We start from the raw sequence: 23721 nt of genomic DNA on the forward strand, positions 1-23721 counted from the left end.
CCGGCGGTGCCGAGGGCGCCGGGGCCGCGGGACGGGCCGGAGGAGCGGGCGGTGCCGGGCGGGCGGGAGGGGCCGGTGGTACCGGCTGGGCCGGGTACGGGTGGTGGGCCGGCGCGGGCGGGGGGCCGCCCTGGGCCCAACCGATGTGACCCTTGGGTTCCTGCGGTGGCAGCGGAGCCCCCATTCCGTGCTGCATCCGGTGCCCCACTCCGTTTCCTGCCGGCGATGTTTCCGTCGTTGCCGGAACGTTACCGCCCCCGGCTTCCCGAGGGGAAACGGCCGGGGGCGGATCGACGTGCCCGAAGGGGTGACGCGGGGCTCAGGCGTCCAGTTCCTCCGCGAGTGCGCGCAGCGCCAGCCGGTAGGAGCCGATGCCGAAGCCCGCGATCGTCCCGGTGGCCACGGCGGCCACCACCGAGGTGTGGCGGAACTCCTCCCGCGTGTACGGGTTGGAGATGTGCACCTCGACGAGCGGGGCGGTGCGCTGGGCCGCCGCGTCGCGCATCCCGTACGAGTAGTGGGTGAACGCGCCGGGGTTGAGGACGACCGGGAGCGAGCCGTCGGCCGCCTCGTGCAGCCAGCGGATCATCTCTCCCTCGTCGTTGGTCTCCCGCACCTCGACGTCGAAGCCCAGCTCCTCGCCGAGCTCGCGACAGGACTCCACGAGCCCCTTGTACGAGGTGGCGCCGTAGATGTCGGGCTCACGGGAGCCGAGGCGGCCGAGGTTCGGGCCGTTCAGCACGAGGACGCGCCTGCCGCGACGGCGCTCGCTCACGCGGACACCTCGCCGTACGCCGCGACGAGGACGGCCGGGTCGGGGCCCTCCAGGACCGTGGGCTTGCCGAGGCCGTCGAGGACGATGAAGCGCAACAGGTCGCCGCGGGACTTCTTGTCGACCTTCATGGTCTCCAGCAGCTTGGGCCACTGGTCGCCGCGGTAGGTGAGCGGCAGGCCGACGGACTCCAGGACGGCGCGGTGCCGGTCGGCGGTGGCGTCGTCGAGGCGGCCGGCCAGCCGGCCGAGCTCGGCGGCGAAGACCATGCCGACGGAGACGGCGGCGCCGTGCCGCCACTTGTACCGCTCGTTCTTCTCGATGGCGTGGGCGAGGGTGTGCCCGTAGTTCAGGATCTCGCGGAGGCCGGCCTCCTTGAGGTCGCCGGACACCACCTCGGCCTTGACCCGGATCGACCGCTCGATGAGCTCGGCGGTGTGCGGGCCGGCGGGCGTGCGGGCGGCCTGCGGGTCGGCCTCGATCAGGTCGAGGATCGCCGGGTCGGCGATGAAGCCGGCCTTGATGATCTCGGCGAGACCGCTGACGTAGTCGTGGACCGGCAGCGAGTCGAGCGCGGCGAGGTCGCAGAGGACGCCGGCCGGCGGGTGGAAGGCGCCGACGAGGTTCTTGCCCTCGGCGGTGTTGATGCCGGTCTTGCCGCCGACGGCCGCGTCGACCATGCCGAGCACGGTCGTGGGGACGGCCACCCAGCGCACGCCGCGCAGCCAGGTCGCGGCCACGAAGCCGGCCAGGTCGGTGGTGGCGCCGCCGCCGACGCCCACGATGACGTCGCTGCGGGTGAAGCCGGTCTGGCCCAGTGCCTTCCAGCAGTAGGCGGCGACCTCGGCGGTCTTGGCCTCCTCCGCGTTGGGCACCTGGATGGCGACGGCCTCGTAGCCCTGCTCGGCGAGGTCCTCGCGCAGCGCCTCGCCGGTCTCGGCCAGCGCCTCCGGGTGGATCACGGCCACCCGCCTGGCCTGCGGGCCGATGATCCCGGCCAGCTCACCGAGCAGCTGCCGGCCGACCAGCACCTCGTACGGGTCGGTGCCCGCGGAGCCGCCGACCTGGATCCGGGTCACTTCCTGGTCCGTCATACGTCCTTCAACTCCAGTGCGTCGAGGATCGCGGCGGCGACCTCTTCGGGCGTGCGCTCGTCGGTGGCGACGACGACGCTCGCGACTTCTTCGTACAGATGGCGGCGTGCGTCCATCAGCTCGCGCCACTGGCGGCGCGGGTTGACGGCGAGCAGCGGCCGGGCGGCGCCGAGGCCGACGCGGCGGACGGCCGCCTCGACGTCCATGGACAGGTAGGCGACGGGCAGCCCGCGCAGCAGGGCGCGGGTGCCGGCGTCGAGCACCGCGCCGCCGCCGAGGGCGAGGACGCCCTCGTGCTCGGCGACGGCCGTGCGCACGGCTTCGCGTTCGAGGGCGCGGAAGTGGTCCTCGCCGTCCTCGACGAAGATGTCCGCGATCTCGCGTCCCTCGGCGGCGACGATGTCCGCGTCGGTGTCCCGGTAGGCGGCGCCGAGCCGCTCCGCGAGCAGCGCGCCGACGGTGGACTTGCCGGAGCCCATGGGCCCGACGAGGACGACCAGCGGGCCGGCGGTCACCGGATGTGGAGGTTGTCGAGGTACGACCGGACGTTGCGCCGGGTCTCGGGGACCGAGTCGCCGCCGAACTTCTCCAGGACGGCGTCCGCGAGGACCAGCGCGACCATGGCCTCGGCGACGATGCCGGCGGCCGGGACGGCGCAGACGTCGGAGCGCTGGTGGTGCGCGGCCGCGGCCTCGCCGGTGGCGACGTCGACGGTGGCGAGGGCCCGGGGCACGGTGGCGATGGGCTTCATCGCGGCGCGGACGCGCAGCAGCTCGCCGGTGCTGAGGCCGCCCTCGGTGCCGCCGGCGCGGCCGGAGCTGCGGGTGATGCCGTTCTCGCCCTTGACGATCTCGTCGTGGGCCTGCGAGCCGGGGACGCGGGCGAGCTCGAAGCCGTCGCCGACCTCGACGCCCTTGATGGCCTGGATGCCCATGAGCGCGGCGGCGAGCCGGGCGTCGAGGCGCCGGTCCCAGTGCACGTGGGAGCCGAGGCCGACGGGGACGCCGTAGGCGAGGACCTCGACGACGCCGCCGAGGGTGTCGCCGTCCTTGTGGGCCTGGTCGATCTCGGCGACCATCGCCTTCGACGCGTCGGCGTCGAGGCAGCGCACCGGGTCGGCGTCGAGCTTCTCGACGTCGGCCGGGGTCGGGTAGAGGCCGTACGGGGCCTTGGCGGAGGCGAGCTCGACCACGTGGGAGACGATCTCGATGCCGGCCGCCTCCTTGAGGAAGGAGCGGGCGACGGCGCCGAGGGCGACGCGGGCCGCGGTCTCGCGGGCGCTGGCGCGCTCCAGGATCGGCCGGGCCTCGTCGAAGCCGTACTTCTGCATGCCGGCCAGGTCGGCGTGGCCGGGGCGGGGGCGGGTCAGCGGCGCGTTGCGGCCGGTCTCCTTGAGCTCCGAGGGGTCGACCGGGTCGGCCGCCATGACCTTCTCCCACTTGGGCCACTCGGTGTTGCCGACCATGACGGCGATCGGCGAGCCGAGCGAGAGTCCGTGCCGGACACCACCCAGGAAGGTGACCTCGTCCTGCTCGAACTTCATGCGGGCACCGCGTCCATAGCCGAGGCGCCGCCGCGCGAGATGGTCCGCCACCAGTTCCGTGGTGACCGGAACACCGGCCGGAAGTCCCTCAAGGGTTGCAACCAGCGCGGGGCCGTGCGACTCCCCCGCCGTCAGCCAACGCAACCTGCTCAACGATGCTCCTCATGCTCGCGCCTGGGCACTGCGACGGCACGACACGGGTGCGCGGCCCGGGTCCGCCTCCCCTGATCCTCCCACGTCCGGGCGGTCGATCGATCGCCGGTCCACGGGTCGGGACGCGAATCTCACGCGTCGGGTGAGGTTTCCGGCGCGCCGGCGGGACCGGTGCGCCGCTCGCGCCACCGGTCGCGGACCCGGGTCGCCACCGCGTACAGCACGAAACCGCCGATCAGCACGATCACCGTGACGCGGAGCCACAGGGGCAGCGCCATGAAGGCGATCCGGACCGCTCCGTACACCAGGCGCGCGAGATCACCCGCGACGTCCCACTTGGACGCGAGCAGCACGCCGCCGCTCCCCATGCTCTCCCCCGTGCTTCCGGTGCCGCGTTCCGTGTGGTCAGCGCTCGGCGAGCGCCCGTTCCCCCGCCGTCCGCATCGCCGCGAGCGGGCCCGGCGCGCGGCCGGTCATCTGCTCGACCTGGAGCACCGCCTGGTGCACCAGGAGGTCGAGCCCGCCGAGGATCCTCCCGCCGCGGGCCGTCCAGGCGGCGGCGAGGCGGGTGGGCCAGGGGTCGTAGAGGACGTCGAACAGGGTGCCGGGAGCGTCGGGCACGGCCCCGGCGAGCGCGTCCGTGGTCCCGGCGGGAGTCGTGGCGATCACCAGGGGCGCGGCGAAGGCCTCCGCCGCCTCGTCCCAGGAGGCGGTGCGCACGTCGACGCCGAGCCGTTCGCCCCAACCCCGCATCTCCTCGGCGCGCGCCTCGCTGCGGACGTACGCGGTGACGGGTCCGGAGCAGACCCGGGCGAGGGCGGCGAGGGCGGAGGAGGCGGTGGCGCCGGCGCCGAGGACGGCGGCGGAGTCGACCTTCTCGACGCCGCGTTCGCGCAGCGCGGCGATCATGCCGGGGATGTCCGTGTTGTCGCCGATCCGGCGGCCGTCCTCGGTGAACACCACCGTGTTGACCGCCTCGACCGAGGCGGCGGTGTCCGTGACCTCGTCGAGCAGCGGGATGACCGCTCGCTTGAGGGGCATGGTGAGGGACAGGCCCGCCCAGGAGGCGTCGAGCTCGCCCACGAAGCCGGCGAGCGCGGCCTCGTCCACCTCGAACCGGCCGTAGGACCAGTCGTCGAGGCCGAGCTCCCGGTACGCGGCCCGGTGCAGCACCGGGGAGAGCGAGTGGGCGATGGGCGAGCCGAGCACGGCCGCCCGGTGTCGTGTGGTCACTGCCCCTGCGTCTCCCGTACTCACTGCCCCGACTTCTCCCGCTCCCTCTCGTACTCCGCGACGTTCTTGTTGTGCTCGGCGATCGTCACGGCGAAGACCGTCTTGTTCTCGTTGATCGACACGAAGTAGTACCACGGGCCCGGTGTCGGGTTCATCGCGGAGTGGAGCGCGTCGAGTCCCGGGTTGCTGATCGGGCCGGGGATCATGCCCTTGACCCGGTAGGTGTTGTACGGGTCCCGGATCTTGCGGAGGTCCTCGACCTTGCCGACGTCGAGGGTGCTCTGGCCGCGCACGTAGTTGACCGTGGAGTCGAACTCCAGGCGGCCGACGGTCTCCATGTTGCCGGGCTTGAGCCGGTTGTAGACGACCCGCGCGACCTTGTCGAAGTCGTGCTTGTACTTGCCCTCGACCTGCACGAGGCTCGCGACGGTGACGAGCTCCCACGGTCCGTCGAGACCGAGTTCCTTCGCCTTGGCGTCGAGGTCGAGCTTGGCGTACTCGCCGTTCGCGCGCGACACCATCTTGCGCAGGACGTCCTCGGGCTTGGTGCCCTTGGCGACCGGATAGGTCGCGGGGAAGAGGAAGCCCTCCAGCGGGTCCTTGACCTGGGGATGGTTCGTGGCCCAGTCGGGCAGACCGAGGCTGTTCGCCTGCTTCTTGGCGATGTCCTTGGTGGTGCCCGGTTTGAGGTCGAGGCGTTTGTCGAGCTCGTCGTAGACCCAGATGTTCCGTTTGCCGGGCGGAAGGACGAAGTTGGCCTTGCTCACCGGGCTGAGCATCAGCGCGACGGCGCTCTCCGCCGACATCTCCTTCTTCAGCGTGTAGACGCCGGCCTGGATGGTGAGGCCCTTGGGGTTCTTCTGCTGGGCGGAGACGAAGGCGTCGACGCTCTTGACGACGCCGGCCTTCTTCAGGATGTTGCCGATGACGTAGCCGCCGGCGTCCTGCGGGATCTCGACCTGGACCTCGCCGCTGCCCTCGCCCGCGTAGTCGGGCGCCTCGCCGAACTGGCCCTGCCAGAACTTGTAGCCGAAGTAGCCGATGCCGCCGACACCGCCGACCAGCACCGCGGCCACGACCAGGCAGGCCATGCCGTTCTTGGCCTTGCGGCCCTTGTCGCCGCGGCGTTCGCGGCCGGAGCGGGAGCCTCGGCGGCCGCCGGGCTCCTCTTCCTCGTCGTCGTACTCGTCGTGGTCGTCGTGGTCGGCGTCGCGGCCGCCGTCACGTCCTCCGTCGGCGTCGCGACGGGCTCGGCGGCCGCGGGGAGTGTCGTCGGCGCCGGTGAAGAAGGGATGTTCCTCCTCCTGCGGCTCGGCGTCCCAGTCGGTCACCGGCTGCGGCGGCACCTGCCGCCGGCCCGGGGGCTGCGGCGGCGGGTACGCCTCAGGGGTGCCGTAGAGGTCGGGCTGCTGGCCGCCGTACGGATCGGCGGGCGGGGCGTTGTACGGCATGGCCGCCTGGCCCGTCTCCCAGTTCCCGTCGTACCGCTGGTCGTACTGCTGCCCCTGCTGCTGGTCGTACCGCTGGTCGTACTGCTGCCCCTGCTGCTGGTCGTACCCGCCGTGCTGCGGGTTCTGCTGCTGGTCGTACGGCTGTGCGGGATACCCGGGCGTGTCGTAACCGCCCGGGTTCGCGTACTGCTGTCCGCCGTAGTGCTGGGCGTCGTAGCCCTGCGGCTGCTGGGCGTGCTGCTGCTGGGAGTGCTGCTCGTACATGCCGTCGGCGTACGCCTGCTGCTGCCCGTACGGGTCCTGGTGACCGTACTGCTGCGCCTGCTGCGGGTACTGCTGCTGGCCGCCTTCCCACCCCTGGTCCCCGTACAGCGGGTCCGTGGGGTGCCACGGTTCGGAGCCGGGGCTCCGGCCATACTCAGTCATCGATCCCCAAACAGCCGCGAGGCTTCCGGACGTTCCGCCTCTACGTTGTGCGGCAGCTGTTCGAACACCGCCGCATCGCGCGGAACGTTACCGTATCGCGATCAGAGGACCACCTCGACGCCCTCACCGGGCGGATTACCTGATACCCGTTCGGACTCAAGAGCGTTCTGCAGGATGATCACAGCGGCGGCCTGGTCGATGACGGAACGTCCCTTCTTCGACTTCACGCCCGAGGCACGCAGGCCCTGGGTCGCGGTGACCGTCGTCATCCGCTCGTCGACGAGACGGACCGGGACCGGGGCGATGCCCTTGGCCAGCTCGCCGGCGAAGGCCCGGACCTTGGTCGCGGCCGGACCCTCCCGCCCGCTGAGCGAGCGGGGCAGGCCCACGACGACCTCGATCGGCTCGTACTCCTCGACGATCCGGCGCAGCCGCCGGTGGGCGGCCGGGACGTCACGTCCCGGCACGGTCTCCACCGGCGTGGCCAGGACCCCGTCGGGGTCGCACGAGGCGACCCCGATCCGGGCGTCCCCGACGTCGACGGCGAGTCGTCGTCCTCGTCGCATCAGACCGTTTCCAGGACCTGGCGCTCGACGGCGGCCATGGCCTCGCCGACGGCCTGCGGGTTCTGGCCGCCGCCCTGGGCGACGTCCGGCTTGCCGCCACCGCCGCCGCCGAGGGTCTTGGCGGCCGTGCGGACCAGCTCGCCGGCCTTGAGGCCGCGCTCGCGGGCGGCCTCGTTGGTGGCGATGACCGTCAGCGGCTTGCCGTTGGCGGTGGTGAACAGGGCGACCACGGCCGGGCGGTCGGACGCCCCCGACAACTGATCCAGTCGGCCGCGGACGTCGAGGACCAGCTTGCGCAGGTCGTCGGCGCCGGTGCCGTCCGGCACCTGGCCGGTGACGAGGGCGACGCCGCGGATGTCGCGGGCGGAGTCGACCAGACCGGCGGCGGCCTGCAGGACCTTCTCCGCGCGGAACTTCTCGATCTCCTTCTCGGCGTCCTTCAGCTTGCCGAGCATGCTGGAGATCTTCTCCGGCAGCTCCTCCGGGCGACCCTTGACCAGCTCCTGGAGCTGGGCGACGACCGTGTGCTCGCGGGCGAGGAAGTTGTACGCGTCGACGCCGACGAGGGCCTCGATGCGGCGCACGCCGGAGCCGATGGAGGACTCGCCGAGCAGCTTCACCAGACCGAGCTGGGCGGTGTTGTGCACGTGCGTGCCCCCGCACAGCTCCTTGGAGAAGTCGCCGATGGTGACGACGCGGACCTGCTCGCCGTACTTCTCGCCGAACTCGGCGATGGCGCCCTGGCGCTTGGCCTCGTCGATCGGCATGACCTCGGCGTGCACGTCGAGCTCGCGCGAGAGCACCTCGTTGATCTTCTGCTCGACGTCGGTGAGGACGGTGCCGGGGACGGCGTTCGGCGAGCCGAAGTCGAAGCGGAAGCGGCCCGGGGAGTTCTCCGAACCGGCCTGGGCGGCGGTCGGGCCGAGGGCGTCGCGCAGCGCCTGGTGGGTCAGGTGGGTGGCGCTGTGGGCGCGGGCGATGGCCCGGCGGCGGCGCACGTCGATGGCGGCGTAGGCGGTGGCGCCCACAGTCACCTCGCCGACCTGCACCGAACCCTTGTGCACGGAGACGCCCGGGACCGGCTGCTGCACGTCGCGGATGTCGATGACGGCGCCGGAGTGCAGCCGGATGCGGCCGTGGTCGGCGAGCTGGCCACCGCCCTCGGCGTAGAACGGGGTGCGGTCGAGGACGACCTCGACCTCGTCGCCCTCGGAGGCGGCGGGCGACGGGACGCCGTTGACCAGCAGGCCGACGACGGTGCTCTCGCCCTCGGTGTTGGTGTAGCCGGTGAACTCGGTGGCGCCGGCGGTGTCGGCGATCTCGCGGTACGAGGTGACGTCGGCGTGGCCGGTCTTCTTGGCCTGGGCGTCGGCCTTGGCGCGCTCCCGCTGCTCCTTCATGAGGCGGCGGAAGCCCTCCTCGTCCACGGTCAGGCCCTGCTCGGCGGCCATCTCGAGGGTGAGGTCGATCGGGAAGCCCCAGGTGTCGTGGAGCAGGAACGCCTTCTCGCCGGCGAGGACGGTGCCGCCGGCGGCCTTGGTCTCCGTGACGGCGGTGTCGAGGATGTTGGTGCCGCCCTTGAGGGCCTTGAGGAACGCGGCCTCCTCGGCGAGGGCGACCGCCTCGATGCGCTTGCGGTCGGTCTCCAGCTCCGGGTACTGCTCGCCCATGGTCCTGATGACCGTGTCGACGAGCTCGCCGACGACCGGCTGGGTGGCGCCGAGCAGGCGCATGTTGCGGACGGCGCGGCGCATGATGCGGCGGAGCACGTAGCCGCGGCCCTCGTTGCCGGGGGTGACGCCGTCGCCGATGAGCATGACCGAGGTGCGCATGTGGTCGGCGACCACGCGCAGCGAGACGTCGCTGTCGTGGGCCTTGCCGTAGGCGACGCCGGTGAGTTCGGTGGCCTTGTCGATGACGACCTTGAGGGTGTCGGTCTCGTACATGTTCTGCACGCCCTGGAGGATCATCGCCAGGCGCTCGAGACCGAGGCCGGTGTCGATGTTCTTGGACGGCAGGTCGCCGAGGATCTCGAAGTCCTCCTTGCCGATGCCCTGGCCCCGCTCGTACTGCATGAAGACGAGGTTCCAGATCTCGACGTAGCGCTCGTCGTTGACGGCCGGGCCGCCCTCGACGCCGAACTCGGGGCCGCGGTCGTAGTTGATCTCGGAGCAGGGGCCGCAGGGGCCGGGGACGCCCATGGACCAGAAGTTGTCCTTCTTGCCCAGGCGCTGGATGCGCTCGGCGGGGACGCCCACGACGTCGCGCCAGATCTGCTCCGCCTCGTCGTCGTCCTGGTAGACGGTGATCCAGAGCTTCTCCGGCTCGAGCCCGTAGCCGCCGTGCTCGACCGGGGTGGTCAGCAGCTCCCAGGCGAGCTTGATGGCGCCTTCCTTGAAGTAGTCGCCGAAGGAGAAGTTGCCGCACATCTGGAAGAACGTGCCGTGGCGGGTGGTCTTGCCGACCTCTTCGATGTCGGGCGTGCGCACGCACTTCTGCACGCTGGAGGCGCGCACGAAGGGCGGCTTGACCTCACCCAGGAAGTAGGGCTTGAAGGGCACCATGCCGGCGGGGACGAGCAGCAGAGTCGGGTCGTCCGCGATGAGCGACGCCGAAGGGACGACGGTGTGCCCGCGCTCCTCGAAGAAGCTCAGCCAGCGGCGGCGGATTTCAGCCGACTCCATCAGTGGTCCTCATTCCGGTTGTGAGACGTGTGCGTATACGAAGGGGTGGTCGTGTCGTCGGTCGCGCGGCCGCCGAGCTCGGGCCTGCGGCGCGGTGCCGGGAGCTCGCGCTCCCGCCCGTCGGGCGGCGGGGCGTCCAGGCCGAGCGCCTCGCCGAGTTCGGCCTCGCGCTGCAGCATGTTCGCCCGCACGTCGAGGGCGAAGCCGACCGCCCGGTCCTTGATCCGGTGGCCCGCCTCGACGGCCTTGTCGGCCGCCTGTGCGGCGAGGTGCTCGGGCGTCAGCTGCTTGAGCTTGCGGTTGACCTTGGTGGTGGCCCACACACCGGCGGCCGCGCCCGCGGTGAACCAGAACGTACGGCGGAACATGCTGCTCAGCCCTTCTGCTTCCGGCGTCGCGCGGACGGCACGGTGCGACCGACGATCACAGTACGCCGGTCGGCCGCGGGCGGCGCGTCCTGGCGGCCGCGGCCCAGCGCCCTGCGGACCCCGTAGCCGAAGGCGGCGACCTTGACCAGCGGGCCGCCGAAGGTCGAGGCGACGGTGCCGGCCAGGGCGGAGGCGTTGGAGGTGACTTCCTGGACGTCCGAGGCGATGGAGTCGACCCGGTCGAGCTGGGTCTGCGCGGAGCGGACGGCCTGGGAGGCGTCTGCGAGCAGCGGGACGGCCTGGTCGGTCACGTCCGCGACGAGCTTGGTGGTCGCCTTGAGCGTCTGCGCCAGCCTCACCAGCACCACGGCGAGGAAGGAGACGAGGATCGCCCAGAACACGGCCACCAGGATCCCGGCAACCTCACCACCGGTCACTCTGCACCGCTCTCTGCTGTCGTCGGGGCCCGGACGGTCGTCGGACCCGTGCTGATACGTCCTCCGACCCTATCGCGCCCGGGGTCCCGGGCCGTACCGCATTACCGCTTGTGGGAGGGGACTTGCCCACGGTCGATTGTACGGAGCGCGTGCGGATGAGTACGCTCCGTGTCCCATGCGACGGAGCAATCTCCCGGCGGAGCTGAACCGGTTCGTGGGACGGGCCGCCGAACAGGACCAACTGGCGGAACTCGTCGGCGAGTTCCGGGTGGTCACGGTCGTCGGGGTGGGCGGAGTGGGCAAGACCCGGCTGGTCCTGCGGGTCGCCGCGGCACTGCAGAAACGCTACGCCGACGGCGTCCGGCTCGCGGAGCTCGCCGCGCTGCGCGATCCCGGTCTGGTGGCCCACGCGCTGGTCGAGGCGCTGGGCCTGACCGACCACACCGTGCGCGCGCCGCACGAGGTGCTCCTGGAGCACCTGGCGGAGCGTCGGCTGCTGCTCGTCGTGGACGGCTTCGAGCACCTGGTGGAGGAGTGCGCGGGGCTGCTGCGCGAGCTGCTGCTCGGCTGTCCCGGGCTGGCGGTGCTGGCGTCCGGCCGGCGGCCGCTGCGGGTGGACGGCGAGGCGGTGTTCACGCTGGCGCCGATGGAGGACGCGGACGCGATGGAGCTGCTGGCCGGGCGGGCGGCGGAGGCGGGCGCGGACGGTGGCGATCCGGGAACGCTGCGGGAGGTGTGCCGGCGGCTCGACGGGATCCCGCTGGCCCTCGAACTGGCGGCGGCGCGGCTGCCGCTGCTGACGCCGGTGCAGCTGCTGCGGCGCCTGGAGGACCGCTTCCGGCTGCTGGACGGGGGACGGCGGGGTGCGCTGCCGCGGCACCGGACGCTGCGGACGGCGATCGGCTGGAGCCATGAGCTGTGCACGCCCGAGGAGCGGCTGCTGTGGGCGCGGCTGTCGGTCTTCGCCGGGCCGTTCGACCTGGAGGCGGTGGAGTACGTGTGCGCGGGCGACGGTCTTCCCGCCGACCGGGTGCTCGACGTGCTCGGCGGACTGCTCGCGCAGTCGCTGGTGTCCCGTGAGGAGACGGCGGCGGGCCCGCGCTTCCGGATGCTGGACACGGTCGGGGCGTACGGGGCCGAGTGGCTGGAGGCGCTCGGCGACACCGGGCGGATGCGCCGCCGGCACCGGGACTGGTACACGGGGTTCGCCACCTGGTGCGAGCTGGAGTGGTTCAGTCCGCGGCAGGCCGAGGTGGCGGCGGCCACGGACGTGGCGCTGCCGAATCTGCGGGCGGCCCTCGAACTGTGCCTGGAGTCACCGGAGGACGCCTCGCTGGCCCGGCACCTGGCGGGGACGCTCTGGTTCTGCTGGGTGGGCTGCGGGCGGCTGTCCGAGGGGCGGCACTGGCTGGAGCAGGCGGTCGCCGCGCCCGTGGAGGATCCGGCGGCGCTGCACGAGGAGGCGCACCTGAAGGGGCTCTGGGTGCTGGGCTACGTGGCGATCCTGCAGGGCGATCCGACGGCGGCGGTGGCGGCGCTGCACGAGTGCCGGGAGCGGGCCCGGGCCACGGGGAACGCCCGCGCCGCGGCGTACGCGACGCACCGGATGGGCTGCATGGCGCTGCTCTCTGACGACCTTCCGCGGGCCGAGGAGCTGATCGGCCGGGCGCTCGACGCGTACCGGGAGATCGGCGAGCTGAACAGCAACGTGCTGATGGGCCAGGTGGAGCTGGCGATGGCGCGGGCCTTCCGGGGGGACCTGGAGGGCGCGGTCGCGCTGTGCGCGGAGGTGCGGGAGGTCTGCGAGGAGCGCGGCGAGCGCTGGACGCGGGCGTACGCCTTGTTCGTGCTGGCCTTCGCGGCGCTGACGGACGGGGATCCGGTGTCGGCGCGGGAGCTGCTGACCGAGTGCGTGACGATCAACCACACCTTCCACGACCTGGTGGGCCTGGTGCTCGCGATCGAGCTGCTCGCGCTGGTGACGGTGGTGGAGGGGGACGCCGAGGAGGCGGCGGTGCTGCAGGGCGCGGCGATGCCGGTGTGGCGGTCGGTGGGTCTGCCCCTGTTCGGTTCGGCGCACTTCAACGGCTCGCGCGCGCTGTGCGCGCGGCAGGCGGGCGAGGCGCTCGGCGGGGAGGCGTACCGGCACTGGTACGGCGAGGGCGAGCGGCTGTCCGTGGACGCCGCGGTGGAGCGGGCGCTGGCCGGCCGTCCGGATGCGGCCTGCGACGGCCGTGCCGGGACGCGGGCGCCGCGACCGTTCCGGACGGGCCGGGCGCCGGTCCCGGAGACGCGGAAGCCCGCCGGCTCCCCCACCGGGAAGGGCGGGGAAGCGGCGGGCTGAACACCGCGGAGGTGGTACTACGGCCTGCCGGAGATCAGCGGGCGTAGTACTCGACGACCAGCTGCTCGTCGCAGATGACCGGGATCTCCTTGCGGTTCGGGTCGCGGTCGAGGCGGAAGGCCAGGGCCTTCAGGTTGACCTGCAGGTAACGCGGGGTCTCGCCGTCGGGGGCGAAGCCACCCTCGCGCGCGACCTGGAAGAGGGTCTTGGCGCGGGACTTCTCGCGGACCATCACGACGTCGTCGGGACGGACGCGGAAGGACGGCTTGTCGACCTTCTGGCCGTTGACCTGGATGTGGCCGTGGACGACCATCTGGCGGGCCTGGTAGATGGTGCGGGCGATGCCCGAACGCAGGACCAGGGCGTCGAGGCGACGCTCGAGCTCGACGACCAGCGCCTCGCCCGTCTTGCCCTCGGCCTTCTTGGCGCGGTCGTAGGCGCGGGCCATCTGGCGCTCGCTGATGTCGTACTGCGCGCGCAGACGCTGCTTCTCGAGCAGACGGACCTTGTAGTCCGAGTTCTGCTTGCGGCCACGGCCGTGCTCGCCCGGCGGGTAGGGGCGGGCCTCGAAGTACTTGACGGCCTTCGGCGTCAGCGCGATGCCGAGGGCACGGGACTTCTTGACCTTGGGACGGGACTGGTTCGGCATGAACCAACCTCTCTGCTGTTTCGAATACGGCTTCACCAGGGTTAGGGAGGTCGCAATCCGCAGCCGGGAAACCCGTCGGTTCCGCAAAGAACCTACCGGGCAGCCGCTCCCAGGTCTGGGCACATACGTGCAGCACGCGAACGACCCACCGCCCGCTCCGGGGATTCCCGGTGGTGGTGGGTTGCCCGCGACACCTTCGAAGGTGCGCGACGCTCCTGGAGACCCCGCCCGAGGGCCGGGGCTCCGGCTGACTGTCCCGCTCTGGTGATGTCGGCCGAAGCCGGACACGGGACGCAGCACTTCTCACGAGTGTACCGGGTCCGGCGGCCGCCCCGCGCACCCGGCCTCCTGCGGCGGACCCGCCCCTCCGCGGCCCCCGCCGACGCGCTCGCCCGTCAGGCCCGTCGCCTTCATGCGCGCCGTCGTCAGGCGCCACTGTCAGGCGTCAGGCGCCGCCGTCAGGCGCCGCCTCCTTAACACCGCCTGTTCAGCCGCCGTCGCCCTTCAGGCGCTCCCGCACCTTCTCCACCACGTCCGCGTACCGCGCCTCCGCGCCGTAGCGGGTGGGCTCGTAGTAGCGCTTGCCGTGGACGGTGTCCGGGGCGTACTGCTGGGGCGCGATGGCGCCCGGCACGTCGTGCGGATACACGTAGCCCTGGGCGTGGCCGAGCTTGGCGGCGCCCTTGTAGTGACCGTCGCGCAGATGGGGCGGTACCGGGCCGGCGAGGCCGTCCCGGACGTCGGCCCGGGCGGCGAAGATCGCGTTCGTCGCCGCGTTCGACTTCGGGGCGAGGGCCAGGGCGATCGTGGCGTGGCTCAGGGTCAGCGCGGCCTCGGGGAAGCCGATCATCGCGACGGCCTGGGCGGCGGCCACGGCCAGCGGCAGGGCGTTCGGATCGGCGAGGCCGATGTCCTCGCTCGCCGAGATCATCAGCCGCCGGGCGATGAACCGCGGGTCCTCGCCCGCCTCGATCATCCGGGCCAGGTAGTGCAGCGCCGCGTCCACGTCCGAGCCGCGGATCGACTTGATGAGGGCGCTCGCGACGTCGTAGTGCTGGTCGCCGTCCCGGTCGTACTTCACCGCCGCCCGGTCCACGGTCTCCTCGACCGTCTCCAGGGTGATCTCGGGCTCCTGCTTGGCGATGGCGGCGCCCGCCGCCGCCTCCAGGGCCGTCAGGGCACGCCGGGCGTCGCCGCCGGCGATCCGCAGCAGATGGGCCTCGGCGTCCTCCGGCAGGGTCACCGCCCCGCCGAGCCCCCGGTCCTCGGTGAGCGCCCGGCGGAGCAGGCCGCGCAGGTCGTCGTCGGTCAGCGGCTCCAGGGTGAGCAGCAGCGAGCGGGAGAGCAGCGGGGAGATCACCGAGAAGTACGGGTTCTCGGTCGTGGCGGCGATCAGGGTCACCCAGCGGTTCTCCACGGCCGGGAGCAGCGAGTCCTGCTGGGCCTTGGAGAAGCGGTGGATCTCGTCGAGGAAGAGGACGGTCTCCTTGCCGAAGCCGCCGACGGCCCGCCGGGCCCCGTCGATGACGGCACGGACCTCCTTGACGCCCGCGGTGATGGCCGAGAGCTCCACGAAGCGCTTGTTGGTGGCCTTCGACACCACGTACGCGAGGGTGGTCTTGCCGATGCCGGGCGGCCCCCAGAGGATCACGGAGGACGCGCCCGCCGGGCCTCCGCCGCCGTCGCCGACCAGTCTGCGCAGCGGCGAGCCGGGCTTGAGCAGATGGCGCTGGCCCACGACCTCGTCGAGGGTACGCGGACGCATCCGCACGGCCAGCGGGCTGCTGGCCGGGTCCTTCTCCTGGCGCTCTTCGGCGGCTGCGGTAAACAGGTCGGGCTCCACGGTCATGAAGCCTAGGTCAGACCACTGACACTCCGGGCAGCCGCGGCGGCCCCGGCGGCCACGGCAGCCGGTCCGCGCGGCCGGATCGGCCGGCCGGCCCTCCGCCTCAGCCGGTCCAGAAGTCCCACCAGCGGGTCAGGATCAGCATGCCGATGATGCCGACGTGGAGCACCGGCAGGACCCAGGTGAACTCGTCGAAGAAGGTGCGCACGCCCGCGGGGGCGGAGATGACGCCGCGGCGCACGTTGTGCGAGGTCGTGTACCAGAACATGACGATGGTGGCGACCCAGGCGAGGCAGCACCACAGGCACAGCGCGTTGATCTCGTACAGCGACTGGTACATCAGCCAGGTGCAGAAGCCGACGCCGAACAGCATGCCGGCGTTGAGGCCGAGCCAGTACCAGCGGCGGTAGCGGGCGCCGGCCAGCACGCCCACGCCGATCGCGACGACCACGGCGTACGTGACGAGGCCGAGCATCGGGTTGGGGAAGCCGAAGACCGAGGCCTGCTCGCTCTTCATGATGTTCCCGCAGGACACGACCGGGTTCAGGCTGCACCCGGGCGTGAAGTCCGGGTCCTCGAGCAGCTTGAACTTGTCGAGGGTGATGACCCACGCGGCCAGCAGCCCGGCGGCGCCGCAGATCGCCAGGAGCCGGCCGAAGGCACGGCTCGCGCCGATGGCCCGGGAGTCCTCCCGCCCGGCGGTCTCGTTCGCGGCCGCTGCTTTCGTCATGTCGCTCTACTCGCTCTTCGTCGGTTCGTCGCTACGTCGCTACGTCGGTATGTCGCTGCCGCTGACCAGGGCACGAACATTCTGCCGCACACGGTGACACGGACGGCGTGAGCGCGGGGTAAAGCGGTGGCCGGCACGGCCGGTGCGCGGAGGGGCCCGGTCCGCGCGACACGCGGACCGGGCCCCTGCCCGTACTCCTCCCGGCGGTCCGGTCCGTACGCGTACGGACCGCCGGCTCCGGTCAGGCGAGCCGGGCCTTCACCGTCTCGACCAGCTCGTCCAGCGCCACGGCCGTCTGCTCGCCGGACTCCATGTCCTTGAGCTGGACGACGCCCTCGGCGAGGTCCCGCTCACCGGCGACGATCGCGAACCGGGCGCCGGAGCGGTTGGCGCTCTTCATGTGGGCCTTGAGACCCTTCGCGCCGAAGCTGAAGTCCGTGGCCACGCCTTCCTTGCGCAGCCGCGTGACGAGACCGAAGAGCACCTTGCGGGCCTCGTCGCCGAGCGGCACGGCGAAGACGCTGGTGGCCGCCGGGATGTCGAGCTCGATGCCCTCCGCCTCCAGTGCGAGGACCGTGCGGTCCACGCCGAGCGCCCAGCCGACCGACGGCAGCGCGGGGCCGCCGATCATCTCGGACAGGCCGTCGTAGCGGCCGCCGCCGCCCACCGCGGACTGCGAGCCGAGGCCGTCGTGGACGAACTCGAAGGTGGTCCGGGTGTAGTAGTCCAGGCCGCGCACCAGCTTCGGGTCGTCCTCGAAGGCCACGCCCGCCGCGGTGATCAGCGCGCGCACCTCCTCGTGGTACGCCTTGCACTCCTCGCACAGGTAGTCCTTGAGGAGCGGCGCTCCGACCAGCTGCTTCTGCACCGACTCGCGCTTGTCGTCGAGGACGCGCAGCGGGTTGATCTCGGCGCGGCGCAGCGTCTCCTCGTCCAGGTCGAGGCCGCGCAGGAAGGTCTGCAGGGCCTCGCGGTAGACGGGACGGCACTCCTTGTCGCCGAGCGAGTTCAGCAGGATGCGGAACTCGCGCAGGCCCAGCGAGCGGTACGCCTGGTCGGCGAGGATGATCAGCTCGGCGTCGAGCGCCGGGTCCTCGGCGCCGATCGCCTCGGCACCGACCTGCGAGAAGTGGCGGTAGCGGCCCTTCTGCGGGCGCTCGTAGCGGTAGTAGGAGCCCGAGTACCAGAGCTTGACCGGCAGGCCGCCGGCCTTGTGCATGTTGGCTTCCAGGGCCGCGCGCAGGACGGAGGCCGTGCCCTCGGGGCGCAGCGCGAGGTGGGAGCCGCCCTTGGTGGTGAGGGTGTACATCTCCTTGGTCACGATGTCGGTGGACTCGCCGACACCGCGCGCGAAGAGGTTGACGTCCTCGAAGCCGGGGGTCTCGACGTAGCCGTATCCGGACTTCCGCAGCGGCGCGGAGATGGCGTCGCGCACGGCGAGATAGGTGGCCGAGAACGGCGGGATGAGGTCGAAGGTGCCCTTGGGGGCCTTGAAGGTGCTCACGTGGATCTCGTCACATTCCTCGTCGGGGAGCTTCCACGCTCCCGAGGCCGGCCGCCACCTGCCGCAGATACGGGTTGGTGGCGCGCTCCTGGCCGATGGTCGTCTGGGGACCGTGGCCGGACAGGACGACGGTCGAGTTGTCGAGCGGCAGGCACACGCGGGCCAGCGACTGCAGCATCTCGTCCATGTCACCGCCGGGCAGGTCGGTGCGTCCGATGGAGCCGGCGAACAGCAGGTCGCCGGAGAAGAAGACGGAGGGGATCTCCGAGGTCTCCGGCGTCCGGAAGGTCACCGACCCCTTGGTATGACCGGGCGCGTGCGCGACGGTGAGGTCGAGGCCCGCGAGCCTCAGCTCGGCGCCGTCGGTGAGCTCGTGCACGTCGTCCGGCTCGCCCACGGTCAGCTCGCCCATGAGCGGCATCCCGATGGAGCGGCCGAGGGCCTTCTCCGGGTCGCTCATCATGTACCGGTCGGCGGGGTGGATCCACGCGGGTACGTCATGGGCGCCGCAGACCGGGACGACGGAGGCGACGTGGTCGATGTGGCCGTGCGTGAGGACCACGGCGACGGGCTTGAGCCGATGCTTCTTCAGCGTCTCCTCGACTCCCTGGGCGGCCTGGTGGCCCGGGTCGATGATGACGCACTCCTCGCCTGCGGCGGGGGCTACCACGTAGCAGTTGGTGCCCCAGGCCCCGGCGGGGAACCCGGCAATCAGCACGATCGTCCTTTTTGTCGTCCGGCAATTGGCTGCGGCGGTGCGGAATGCAGCAGATCAGAGCCTACCGGCGCTGCGTATTCCACAGCCAACCCGTATACGGTACGGGCACATCCGGCCAGGACTGAACAGACGATCGACAAGGAGCGGACCCGGTGGTCAGCAGCGATCAGCGGCGGCGGCAGCTCGCCAGGGAGAAGTACGCGCGGCAGCAGCAGCGGCGGGCGGAGGCGCAGCGCAGGGCGCGCCGCACCACCGTCATCGCCTCGTCGGTGGCGGTGGTGCTCGCCGCCGGCCTCGCCGTCTGGGCCTCGGTGGCACTGACCGGCGACGACTCCGGCTCGGACACGGTGGCCGCGCAGCCGTCGGAGACGCCGAGCGCGGCGCCGACGGAGGAGAAGCAGCCCGAGCCGGCGATGTCGATCGACCGGAAGGCCACGTACGCGATGGCCCTCAAGACGAACGTCGGCGACATCACGATCACGATGGACGCGGCGAAGGCCCCGCACACCGTGAACTCCTTCAAGCACCTCGCCGACAAGAAGTACTTCGACGGCACCAAGTGCCACCGCCTGACCACCTCGGGCATCTTCGTGCTCCAGTGCGGCGACCCGAAGGGCGACGGTACCGGCGGCCCGGGCTACTCGATCCCGGACGAGAACCTGAACGGCCTCGGCAAGCCGGGCCAGGCCGGCACGGTGACCTATCCGAAGGGCACCGTGGCGATGGCGAACGCCGGTCCGAACACCGGCGGCAGCCAGTTCTTCCTCGTGTACAAGGACACCCAGCTCCCGCCGAACTACACCCCCTTCGGCACCTTCGACGCGGACGGTCTGAAGGCCGTCGAGGAGGTCGCCAAGGCCGGTGTCGAGGGCGGTGCCGGCGACGGTGCGCCGCAGAAGAAGGTCACGATCGAGAAGGCCGCCGTCACCAAGAAGTGAGCCGGCGGTCCGGGCGGGGGCGGCCCGGCGGGCGCACGTGCGCGTGACCGTGGAATTTCGGTCGCGCTGAGTGCGGACAGCCGGGCCGCCGTTCGCCTAGATTGGCGTTGTGCAGCGCAGGCCGCCGGCCGTGCTGTGGAGGGCGGGCGAGACCCGCCGGGAATCCGTGGACGATGCCAGGGGGTGACACCCCCGCGACGGCATCATGGTGAGGAGGCGCTGTGAGCAGCGACCCGTGGGGCCGCGTCGACGAGACGGGCACCGTGTACGTGCGTACGGCCGAGGGCGAGAAGGTCGTCGGATCGTGGCAGGCCGGCAGCCCCGAGGAGGCGCTGGCCTACTTCGAGCGCAAGTACGAGGGCCTGGTGGTCGAGATCGGCCTCCTCGAGAAGCGGGTGCGGACCACCGACCTGTCGGCCAAGGACGCGACGGCGGCCATCGAGCACATCCGGCACCAGGTCGACGAGCACCACGCCGTCGGGGACCTGGCCGCGCTGGCCGCCCGTCTCGACAAGCTGACCGAGACGGTGGAGGCCCGCCGCGAGGAGCGCAAGGCCCAGAAGGCGAAGCAGGCCGACGAGGCGCGTTCCGCCAAGGAGGCCCTGGTCACCGAGGCCGAGGAGCTGGCGCAGAGCGAGCAGTGGCGCGCCGCGGGCGAGCGGCTGCGGGCCCTGGTGGACACCTGGAAGGGTCTGCCGCGGCTCGACCGCAAGTCCGACGACGAGCTGTGGCACCGCTTCTCGCACGCCCGCTCGGCGTTCTCCAAGCGGCGCAAGGCCCACTTCGCGGCGCTCGACGCGCAGCGCGAGGAGGCCCGCAAGACCAAGGAGAAGCTGGTCGCCGAGGCCGAGGCGCTGTCGAACTCGACGGACTGGGGCGCGACGGCCGCCCGCTACCGCGAGCTGATGGCGGACTGGAAGGCGGCGGGCCGGGCCCAGCGCGAGCACGAGGACGACCTGTGGAACCGCTTCCGCGGCGCCCAGGACGTGTTCTTCGCGGCGCGCGGCGAGGTGTTCGCCGAGCGTGACGCCGAGCAGGTCGAGAACCTCAAGCTGAAGGAGGAGCTCGCGACCGAGGCGGAGAAGCTGGTGCCGGTGACCGACCTGAAGGCCGCCCGTGCCGCCTTCCGCTCGATCAACGAGCGCTGGGAGGGCATCGGCCACGTGCCGCGCGACGCGCGCCCCAAGGTCGAGGGCCGGATGCACGCCGTGGAGCGGGCGATCCAGGAGGCCGAGGAGGCCGAGTGGCGCCGCACCAACCCGGAGGCGCGGGCGCGTGCCGCGGGTCTCACGGGCCAGCTCCAGGACGCGGTCGACAAGCTCCAGAAGCAGATCGACGCGGCCCGCGCGGCGGGCAACGACGCCAAGGCCGACAAGCTCGCCAGGGAGCTCGAGGGCCGTCAGGCGCTGCTCGACCAGGCGCTGAAGGGCCTGCAGGAGTTCGGCGGCTGACGCGGACCCCGTAGCGGTACGAGAAGGGCCCCCGGCCGGTGCCGGGGGCCCTTCTCGTACCCCTGGTGCCGCCCGCGTTACGGGCGGGGGCGCCGCACGCCCGCTACGGGCGCCGTGCGCTGGTGACGCGGTAGACGTCGTACACGCCCTCCACGCCGCGTACGGCCTTCAGGACGTGGCCCAGGTGCTTGGGGTCGCCCATCTCGAAGGTGAAGCGCGAGGTGGCCACCCGGTCGCGCGAGGTCTGGACGGCCGCCGACAGGATGTTGACGTGCTGGTCCGAGAGGACCCGGGTGACGTCGGACAGCAGCCGGGAGCGGTCCAGGGCCTCGACCTGGATGGCGACCAGGAAGACGGAGGACTGGGTGGGCGCCCACTCGACCTCCAGGATCCGCTCGGGCTCGCGGGACAGCGACTCGACGTTCACGCAGTCGCTGCGGTGCACGGAGACGCCGCTGCCGCGGGTGACGAAGCCGATGATCGGGTCGCCGGGCACCGGGGTGCAGCAGCGGGCCAGCTTCACCCAGACGTCCTCGACGCCCTTGACCACCACGCCCGGGTCCGAGCTGGAGCGGCGCTTGGTGCGGCCGCGGGCCGGCGGGTGGGTCTCGGCGATGTCCTCGGTCGCGGCCTCCTCGCCGCCGAGGGCCTGGACCAGCTTCTGCACGATGGACTGGGCCGTGACGTGGCCCTCGCCGATGGCCGCGTACAGCGAGGAGATGTCGGTGTACCGCATCTCGTGGGCGAGGGTGACGAGCGAGTCGCCGGTGAGGATGCGCTGGATCGGCAGGTTCTGCTTGCGCATGGCCCGCGCGATGGCGTCCTTGCCCTGCTCGATGGCCTCGTCGCGGCGCTCCTTGGAGAACCAGGCGCGGATCTTGTTGCGGGCGCGCGGGGACTTGACGAAGCCCAGCCAGTCCCGGGAGGGCCCGGCGCCGGCGGCCTTCGAGGTGAAGACCTCCACCAGGTCGCCGTTGTCGAGCGTCGACTCCAGCGGCACGAGGCGTCCGTTGACACGGGCGCCGATCGTGCGGTGGCCGACCTCGGTGTGGACGGCGTAGGCGAAGTCCACCGGGGTGGCGCCGGCGGGCAGCGCGATGACGTCGCCCTTCGGGGTGAAGACGAAGACCTCGTTGCGGGAGAGGTCGAAGCGCAGCGATTCCAGGAACTCCGAGGGGTCCTCGGTCTCCTTCTGCCAGTCGAGCAGCTGCCTCAGCCACGCCATGTCGTTGACGTGATCGTCCTTGCCGGCCTTCTTCGGCACGTCGGTGCGCACCTTGGAGGCGCCGGCGACGGCCTCCTGCTTGTACTTCCAGTGGGCGGCGATGCCGTACTCGGCGCGGCGGTGCATGTCGAAGGTGCGGATCTGGAGCTCGACGGGCTTGCCGTTGGGTCCGATGACCGTCGTGTGCAGCGACTGGTACATGTTGAACTTCGGCATCGCGATGTAGTCCTTGAACCGGCCGGGGACCGGGTTCCATCGCGCGTGGACGGTGCCGAGGGCCGCGTAGCAGTCGCGGACGGTGTCCACGAGGACGCGGATGCCGACCAGGTCGTAGATCTCCGCGAAGTCACGGCCGCGGACGATCATCTTCTGGTAGACGCTGTAGTAGTGCTTCGGCCGGCCGGTGACGGTGGCCTTGATGCGGGCGGCCCGCAGGTCGGCCTGGACCTCGTCGGTCACTATCGCGAGGTACTCGTCGCGCTTGGGCGCGCGTTCGGCGACGAGCCGGACGATCTCGTCGTACATCTTGGGGTAGAGGATCGCGAAGGCGAGGTCCTCCAGCTCCCACTTGATCGTGTTCATGCCCAGCCGGTGGGCCAGCGGGGCGTAGATCTCCAGGGTCTCGCGGGCCTTCTTCTCCTGCTTCTCCCGCTTGAGGTAGCGCATGGTGCGCATGTTGTGCAGGCGGTCGGCGAGCTTGATGACCAGGACCCTGGGGTCCTTGGCCATGGCGACGACCATCTTGCGGACGGTCTCGGCCTGCGCGGCCTCGCCGAACTTGACCTTGTCGAGCTTGGTGACGCCGTCGACGAGCAGGGCCACCTGGTCGCCGAAGTCGCGGCGGAGGTCCTCCAGGCCGTACTCGGTGTCCTCGACGGTGTCGTGGAGCAGTCCGGCCATGAGGGTCGCCGGGTCCATGCCGAGCTCGGCGAGGATCGTGGTGACGGCGAGCGGGTGGGTGATGTACGGGTCGCCGCTCTTGCGCTTCTGGCCGCGGTGCCAGCGCTCGGCGACCTGGTAGGCCCGCTCGATCTGGCGCAGCGTGGCGGTCTCGATCTTCGGGTCGTTGGAGCGGACGATCCGCAGCAGCGGTTCGAGGACCGGGTTGTACGGGGAGGAGCGCTGGACGCCGAGGCGGGCGAGGCGGGCGCGGACCCGGCTGGAGGAGCCGCCGGACCGGGCGGGCTGGGCCGGCGCGGGCCGGACGGACGGGGGCGGCGCGGGTGCCGCGGGCCGGGGCCTGGTCTCCGCGGGCGGGTTCTGGGGCGCGGCGGTGCTCGGCGCGGCCTGGTCGGCTCGCTTGTCGGGCTGCGCGGCGGAGAGTGGCTGGGCCTCGTCTGGCAAGAGCGCTCCTCGTGCGTTCCCGGGTCCCCCGGTCAGGCCCGGAAAGGCCATGGTATCGAGCCGGAAGCCCGTGTGCTCACGCGGCTGAGGGCTGAGACGCGCCGCATGCGCGCCGGTGTCCCGCCCGGTTTCGCCGTTTCCGGGGTTGTCCGGAAAACGACGGAGGCGGCCCGGGGAATTCCCGGGCCGCCTCCGTGCCGGGTCCGGCGCCGCCGGCCGGGGTGGCCGGGCGGCGCGGGACGAGG

20 protein-coding genes are annotated in these 23721 nt (G+C 72.0%); 3 read left to right on the forward strand and 17 right to left on the reverse strand.

What is annotated here, in order from left to right; all coding sequences use genetic code 11:
• Positions 1 to 319 precede the first annotated feature (319 nt).
• From aroQ to ESG85_RS02830, 11 genes are all read right to left on the reverse strand, one after another.
• Positions 320 to 775: a type II 3-dehydroquinate dehydratase gene (aroQ, locus tag ESG85_RS02775; RefSeq protein WP_128976400.1), complete on the reverse strand. Its 456-nt coding sequence runs from the start codon at positions 773 to 775 to the stop codon at positions 320 to 322.
• Positions 772 to 1866, reverse strand: a complete 1095-nt coding sequence (aroB, locus tag ESG85_RS02780) for a 3-dehydroquinate synthase (protein ID WP_128976401.1) — start codon at positions 1864 to 1866, stop codon at positions 772 to 774. Before aroB ends, aroQ begins: the two co-directional genes overlap by 4 nt.
• Positions 1863 to 2381, reverse strand: coding sequence for a shikimate kinase (locus ESG85_RS02785; RefSeq protein ID WP_128976402.1), 519 nt, complete (start codon positions 2379 to 2381; stop codon positions 1863 to 1865). The genes aroB and ESG85_RS02785 overlap by 4 nt, the downstream gene beginning before the upstream one ends.
• A complete protein-coding gene (gene aroC, locus ESG85_RS02790) occupies positions 2378 to 3562 on the reverse strand; it encodes a chorismate synthase (protein ID WP_128976403.1) in 1185 nt (394 codons plus the stop codon). The genes ESG85_RS02785 and aroC overlap by 4 nt, the downstream gene beginning before the upstream one ends.
• A 131-nt stretch (positions 3563 to 3693) precedes the next feature.
• Complete coding sequence (locus tag ESG85_RS02795) at positions 3694 to 3930, reverse strand: hypothetical protein (RefSeq protein WP_128976404.1); 237 nt, start codon at positions 3928 to 3930, stop codon at positions 3694 to 3696.
• Between the two features lie 37 nt (positions 3931 to 3967).
• Complete coding sequence (locus ESG85_RS02800; protein WP_128976405.1) at positions 3968 to 4795, reverse strand: shikimate dehydrogenase; 828 nt, start codon at positions 4793 to 4795, stop codon at positions 3968 to 3970.
• Positions 4796 to 4815: 20 nt separating this feature from the next.
• Positions 4816 to 6672, reverse strand: coding sequence for an endolytic transglycosylase MltG (gene mltG, locus ESG85_RS02805; protein WP_128976406.1), 1857 nt, complete (start codon positions 6670 to 6672; stop codon positions 4816 to 4818).
• Positions 6673 to 6773: 101 nt separating this feature from the next.
• The gene (gene ruvX, locus ESG85_RS02815; protein ID WP_128976407.1) at positions 6774 to 7238 is read right to left on the reverse strand and encodes a Holliday junction resolvase RuvX; all 465 of its coding nucleotides are present in this window, start codon (positions 7236 to 7238) and stop codon (positions 6774 to 6776) included.
• On the reverse strand, positions 7238 to 9922 hold the full coding sequence (gene alaS / locus ESG85_RS02820; protein ID WP_128976408.1) for an alanine--tRNA ligase: 2685 nt from the start codon (positions 9920 to 9922) through the stop codon (positions 7238 to 7240). Before alaS ends, ruvX begins: the two co-directional genes overlap by 1 nt.
• Positions 9922 to 10290 carry a hypothetical protein gene (locus ESG85_RS02825; protein ID WP_128976409.1) on the reverse strand — a complete coding sequence of 123 codons (369 nt, stop codon included), beginning with the start codon at positions 10288 to 10290 and terminating at the stop codon, positions 9922 to 9924. Before ESG85_RS02825 ends, alaS begins: the two co-directional genes overlap by 1 nt.
• A gap of 5 nt (positions 10291 to 10295) precedes the next feature.
• Positions 10296 to 10727 carry a DUF948 domain-containing protein gene (locus ESG85_RS02830; protein WP_128976410.1) on the reverse strand — a complete coding sequence of 144 codons (432 nt, stop codon included), beginning with the start codon at positions 10725 to 10727 and terminating at the stop codon, positions 10296 to 10298.
• Positions 10728 to 10902: 175 nt separating this feature from the next.
• Here ESG85_RS02830 and ESG85_RS02835 point away from each other — a divergent pair, with 175 nt between their 5' ends.
• Positions 10903 to 13071, forward strand: a complete 2169-nt coding sequence (locus ESG85_RS02835; RefSeq protein WP_128976411.1) for an ATP-binding protein — start codon at positions 10903 to 10905, stop codon at positions 13069 to 13071.
• A 34-nt stretch (positions 13072 to 13105) separates the two neighbouring features.
• On the opposite strand, the gene rpsD is transcribed toward ESG85_RS02835, so the two are convergent.
• From rpsD to ESG85_RS02860, 5 genes are all read right to left on the reverse strand, one after another.
• The gene (gene rpsD, locus ESG85_RS02840; RefSeq protein ID WP_128976412.1) at positions 13106 to 13720 is read right to left on the reverse strand and encodes a 30S ribosomal protein S4; all 615 of its coding nucleotides are present in this window, start codon (positions 13718 to 13720) and stop codon (positions 13106 to 13108) included.
• A 487-nt stretch (positions 13721 to 14207) separates the two neighbouring features.
• Positions 14208 to 15563: a replication-associated recombination protein A gene (locus tag ESG85_RS02845; protein ID WP_128976506.1), complete on the reverse strand. Its 1356-nt coding sequence runs from the start codon at positions 15561 to 15563 to the stop codon at positions 14208 to 14210.
• A 106-nt stretch (positions 15564 to 15669) separates the two neighbouring features.
• Positions 15670 to 16296 carry a vitamin K epoxide reductase family protein gene (locus ESG85_RS02850; protein WP_128976413.1) on the reverse strand — a complete coding sequence of 209 codons (627 nt, stop codon included), beginning with the start codon at positions 16294 to 16296 and terminating at the stop codon, positions 15670 to 15672.
• Positions 16297 to 16537: 241 nt separating this feature from the next.
• Positions 16538 to 17800 carry a histidine--tRNA ligase gene (hisS, locus tag ESG85_RS02855; RefSeq protein ID WP_128976414.1) on the reverse strand — a complete coding sequence of 421 codons (1263 nt, stop codon included), beginning with the start codon at positions 17798 to 17800 and terminating at the stop codon, positions 16538 to 16540.
• A 10-nt stretch (positions 17801 to 17810) separates the two neighbouring features.
• Positions 17811 to 18518, reverse strand: a complete 708-nt coding sequence (locus ESG85_RS02860; protein WP_128976415.1) for an MBL fold metallo-hydrolase — start codon at positions 18516 to 18518, stop codon at positions 17811 to 17813.
• A 152-nt stretch (positions 18519 to 18670) separates the two neighbouring features.
• Here ESG85_RS02860 and ESG85_RS02865 point away from each other — a divergent pair, with 152 nt between their 5' ends.
• Both ESG85_RS02865 and ESG85_RS02870 read left to right on the forward strand, forming a co-directional pair.
• Positions 18671 to 19456, forward strand: coding sequence for a peptidylprolyl isomerase (locus tag ESG85_RS02865; protein WP_128976416.1), 786 nt, complete (start codon positions 18671 to 18673; stop codon positions 19454 to 19456).
• Positions 19457 to 19677: 221 nt separating this feature from the next.
• Positions 19678 to 20907 (forward strand): DUF349 domain-containing protein, encoded by a 1230-nt coding sequence (locus tag ESG85_RS02870; protein ID WP_128976417.1) that lies wholly within the window; start codon positions 19678 to 19680, stop codon positions 20905 to 20907.
• Positions 20908 to 21010: 103 nt separating this feature from the next.
• Here the strand turns inward: ESG85_RS02870 and ESG85_RS02875 are convergent, their stop codons facing one another.
• Complete coding sequence (locus tag ESG85_RS02875) at positions 21011 to 23476, reverse strand: RelA/SpoT family protein (protein ID WP_128976418.1); 2466 nt, start codon at positions 23474 to 23476, stop codon at positions 21011 to 21013.
• Positions 23477 to 23721: the final 245 nt, after the last annotated feature.

It is taken from the genome of Streptomyces roseicoloratus (assembly GCF_004117935.1).
In the GTDB taxonomy this organism is placed as follows: Bacteria; Actinomycetota; Actinomycetes; order Streptomycetales; family Streptomycetaceae; genus Streptomyces; species Streptomyces roseicoloratus.

What these genes read in the sequence shown, in the direction of transcription:
- alaS (WP_128976408.1), bottom strand. Translation starts at nt 9,922, where the DNA reads ATGGAGTCGGCTGAAATCCGCCGCCGCTGGCTGAGCTTCTTCGAGGAG.
- rpsD (WP_128976412.1), bottom strand. Translation starts at nt 13,720, where the DNA reads ATGCCGAACCAGTCCCGTCCCAAGGTCAAGAAGTCCCGTGCCCTCGGC.
- ESG85_RS02825 (WP_128976409.1), bottom strand. Translation starts at nt 10,290, where the DNA reads ATGTTCCGCCGTACGTTCTGGTTCACCGCGGGCGCGGCCGCCGGTGTG.
- ruvX (WP_128976407.1), bottom strand. Translation starts at nt 7,238, where the DNA reads ATGCGACGAGGACGACGACTCGCCGTCGACGTCGGGGACGCCCGGATC.
- mltG (WP_128976406.1), bottom strand. Translation starts at nt 6,672, where the DNA reads ATGACTGAGTATGGCCGGAGCCCCGGCTCCGAACCGTGGCACCCCACG.
- ESG85_RS02850 (WP_128976413.1), bottom strand. Translation starts at nt 16,296, where the DNA reads ATGACGAAAGCAGCGGCCGCGAACGAGACCGCCGGGCGGGAGGACTCC.
- aroB (WP_128976401.1), bottom strand. Translation starts at nt 1,866, where the DNA reads ATGACGGACCAGGAAGTGACCCGGATCCAGGTCGGCGGCTCCGCGGGC.
- ESG85_RS02835 (WP_128976411.1), top strand. Translation starts at nt 10,903, where the DNA reads ATGCGACGGAGCAATCTCCCGGCGGAGCTGAACCGGTTCGTGGGACGG.
- ESG85_RS02795 (WP_128976404.1), bottom strand. Translation starts at nt 3,930, where the DNA reads ATGGGGAGCGGCGGCGTGCTGCTCGCGTCCAAGTGGGACGTCGCGGGT.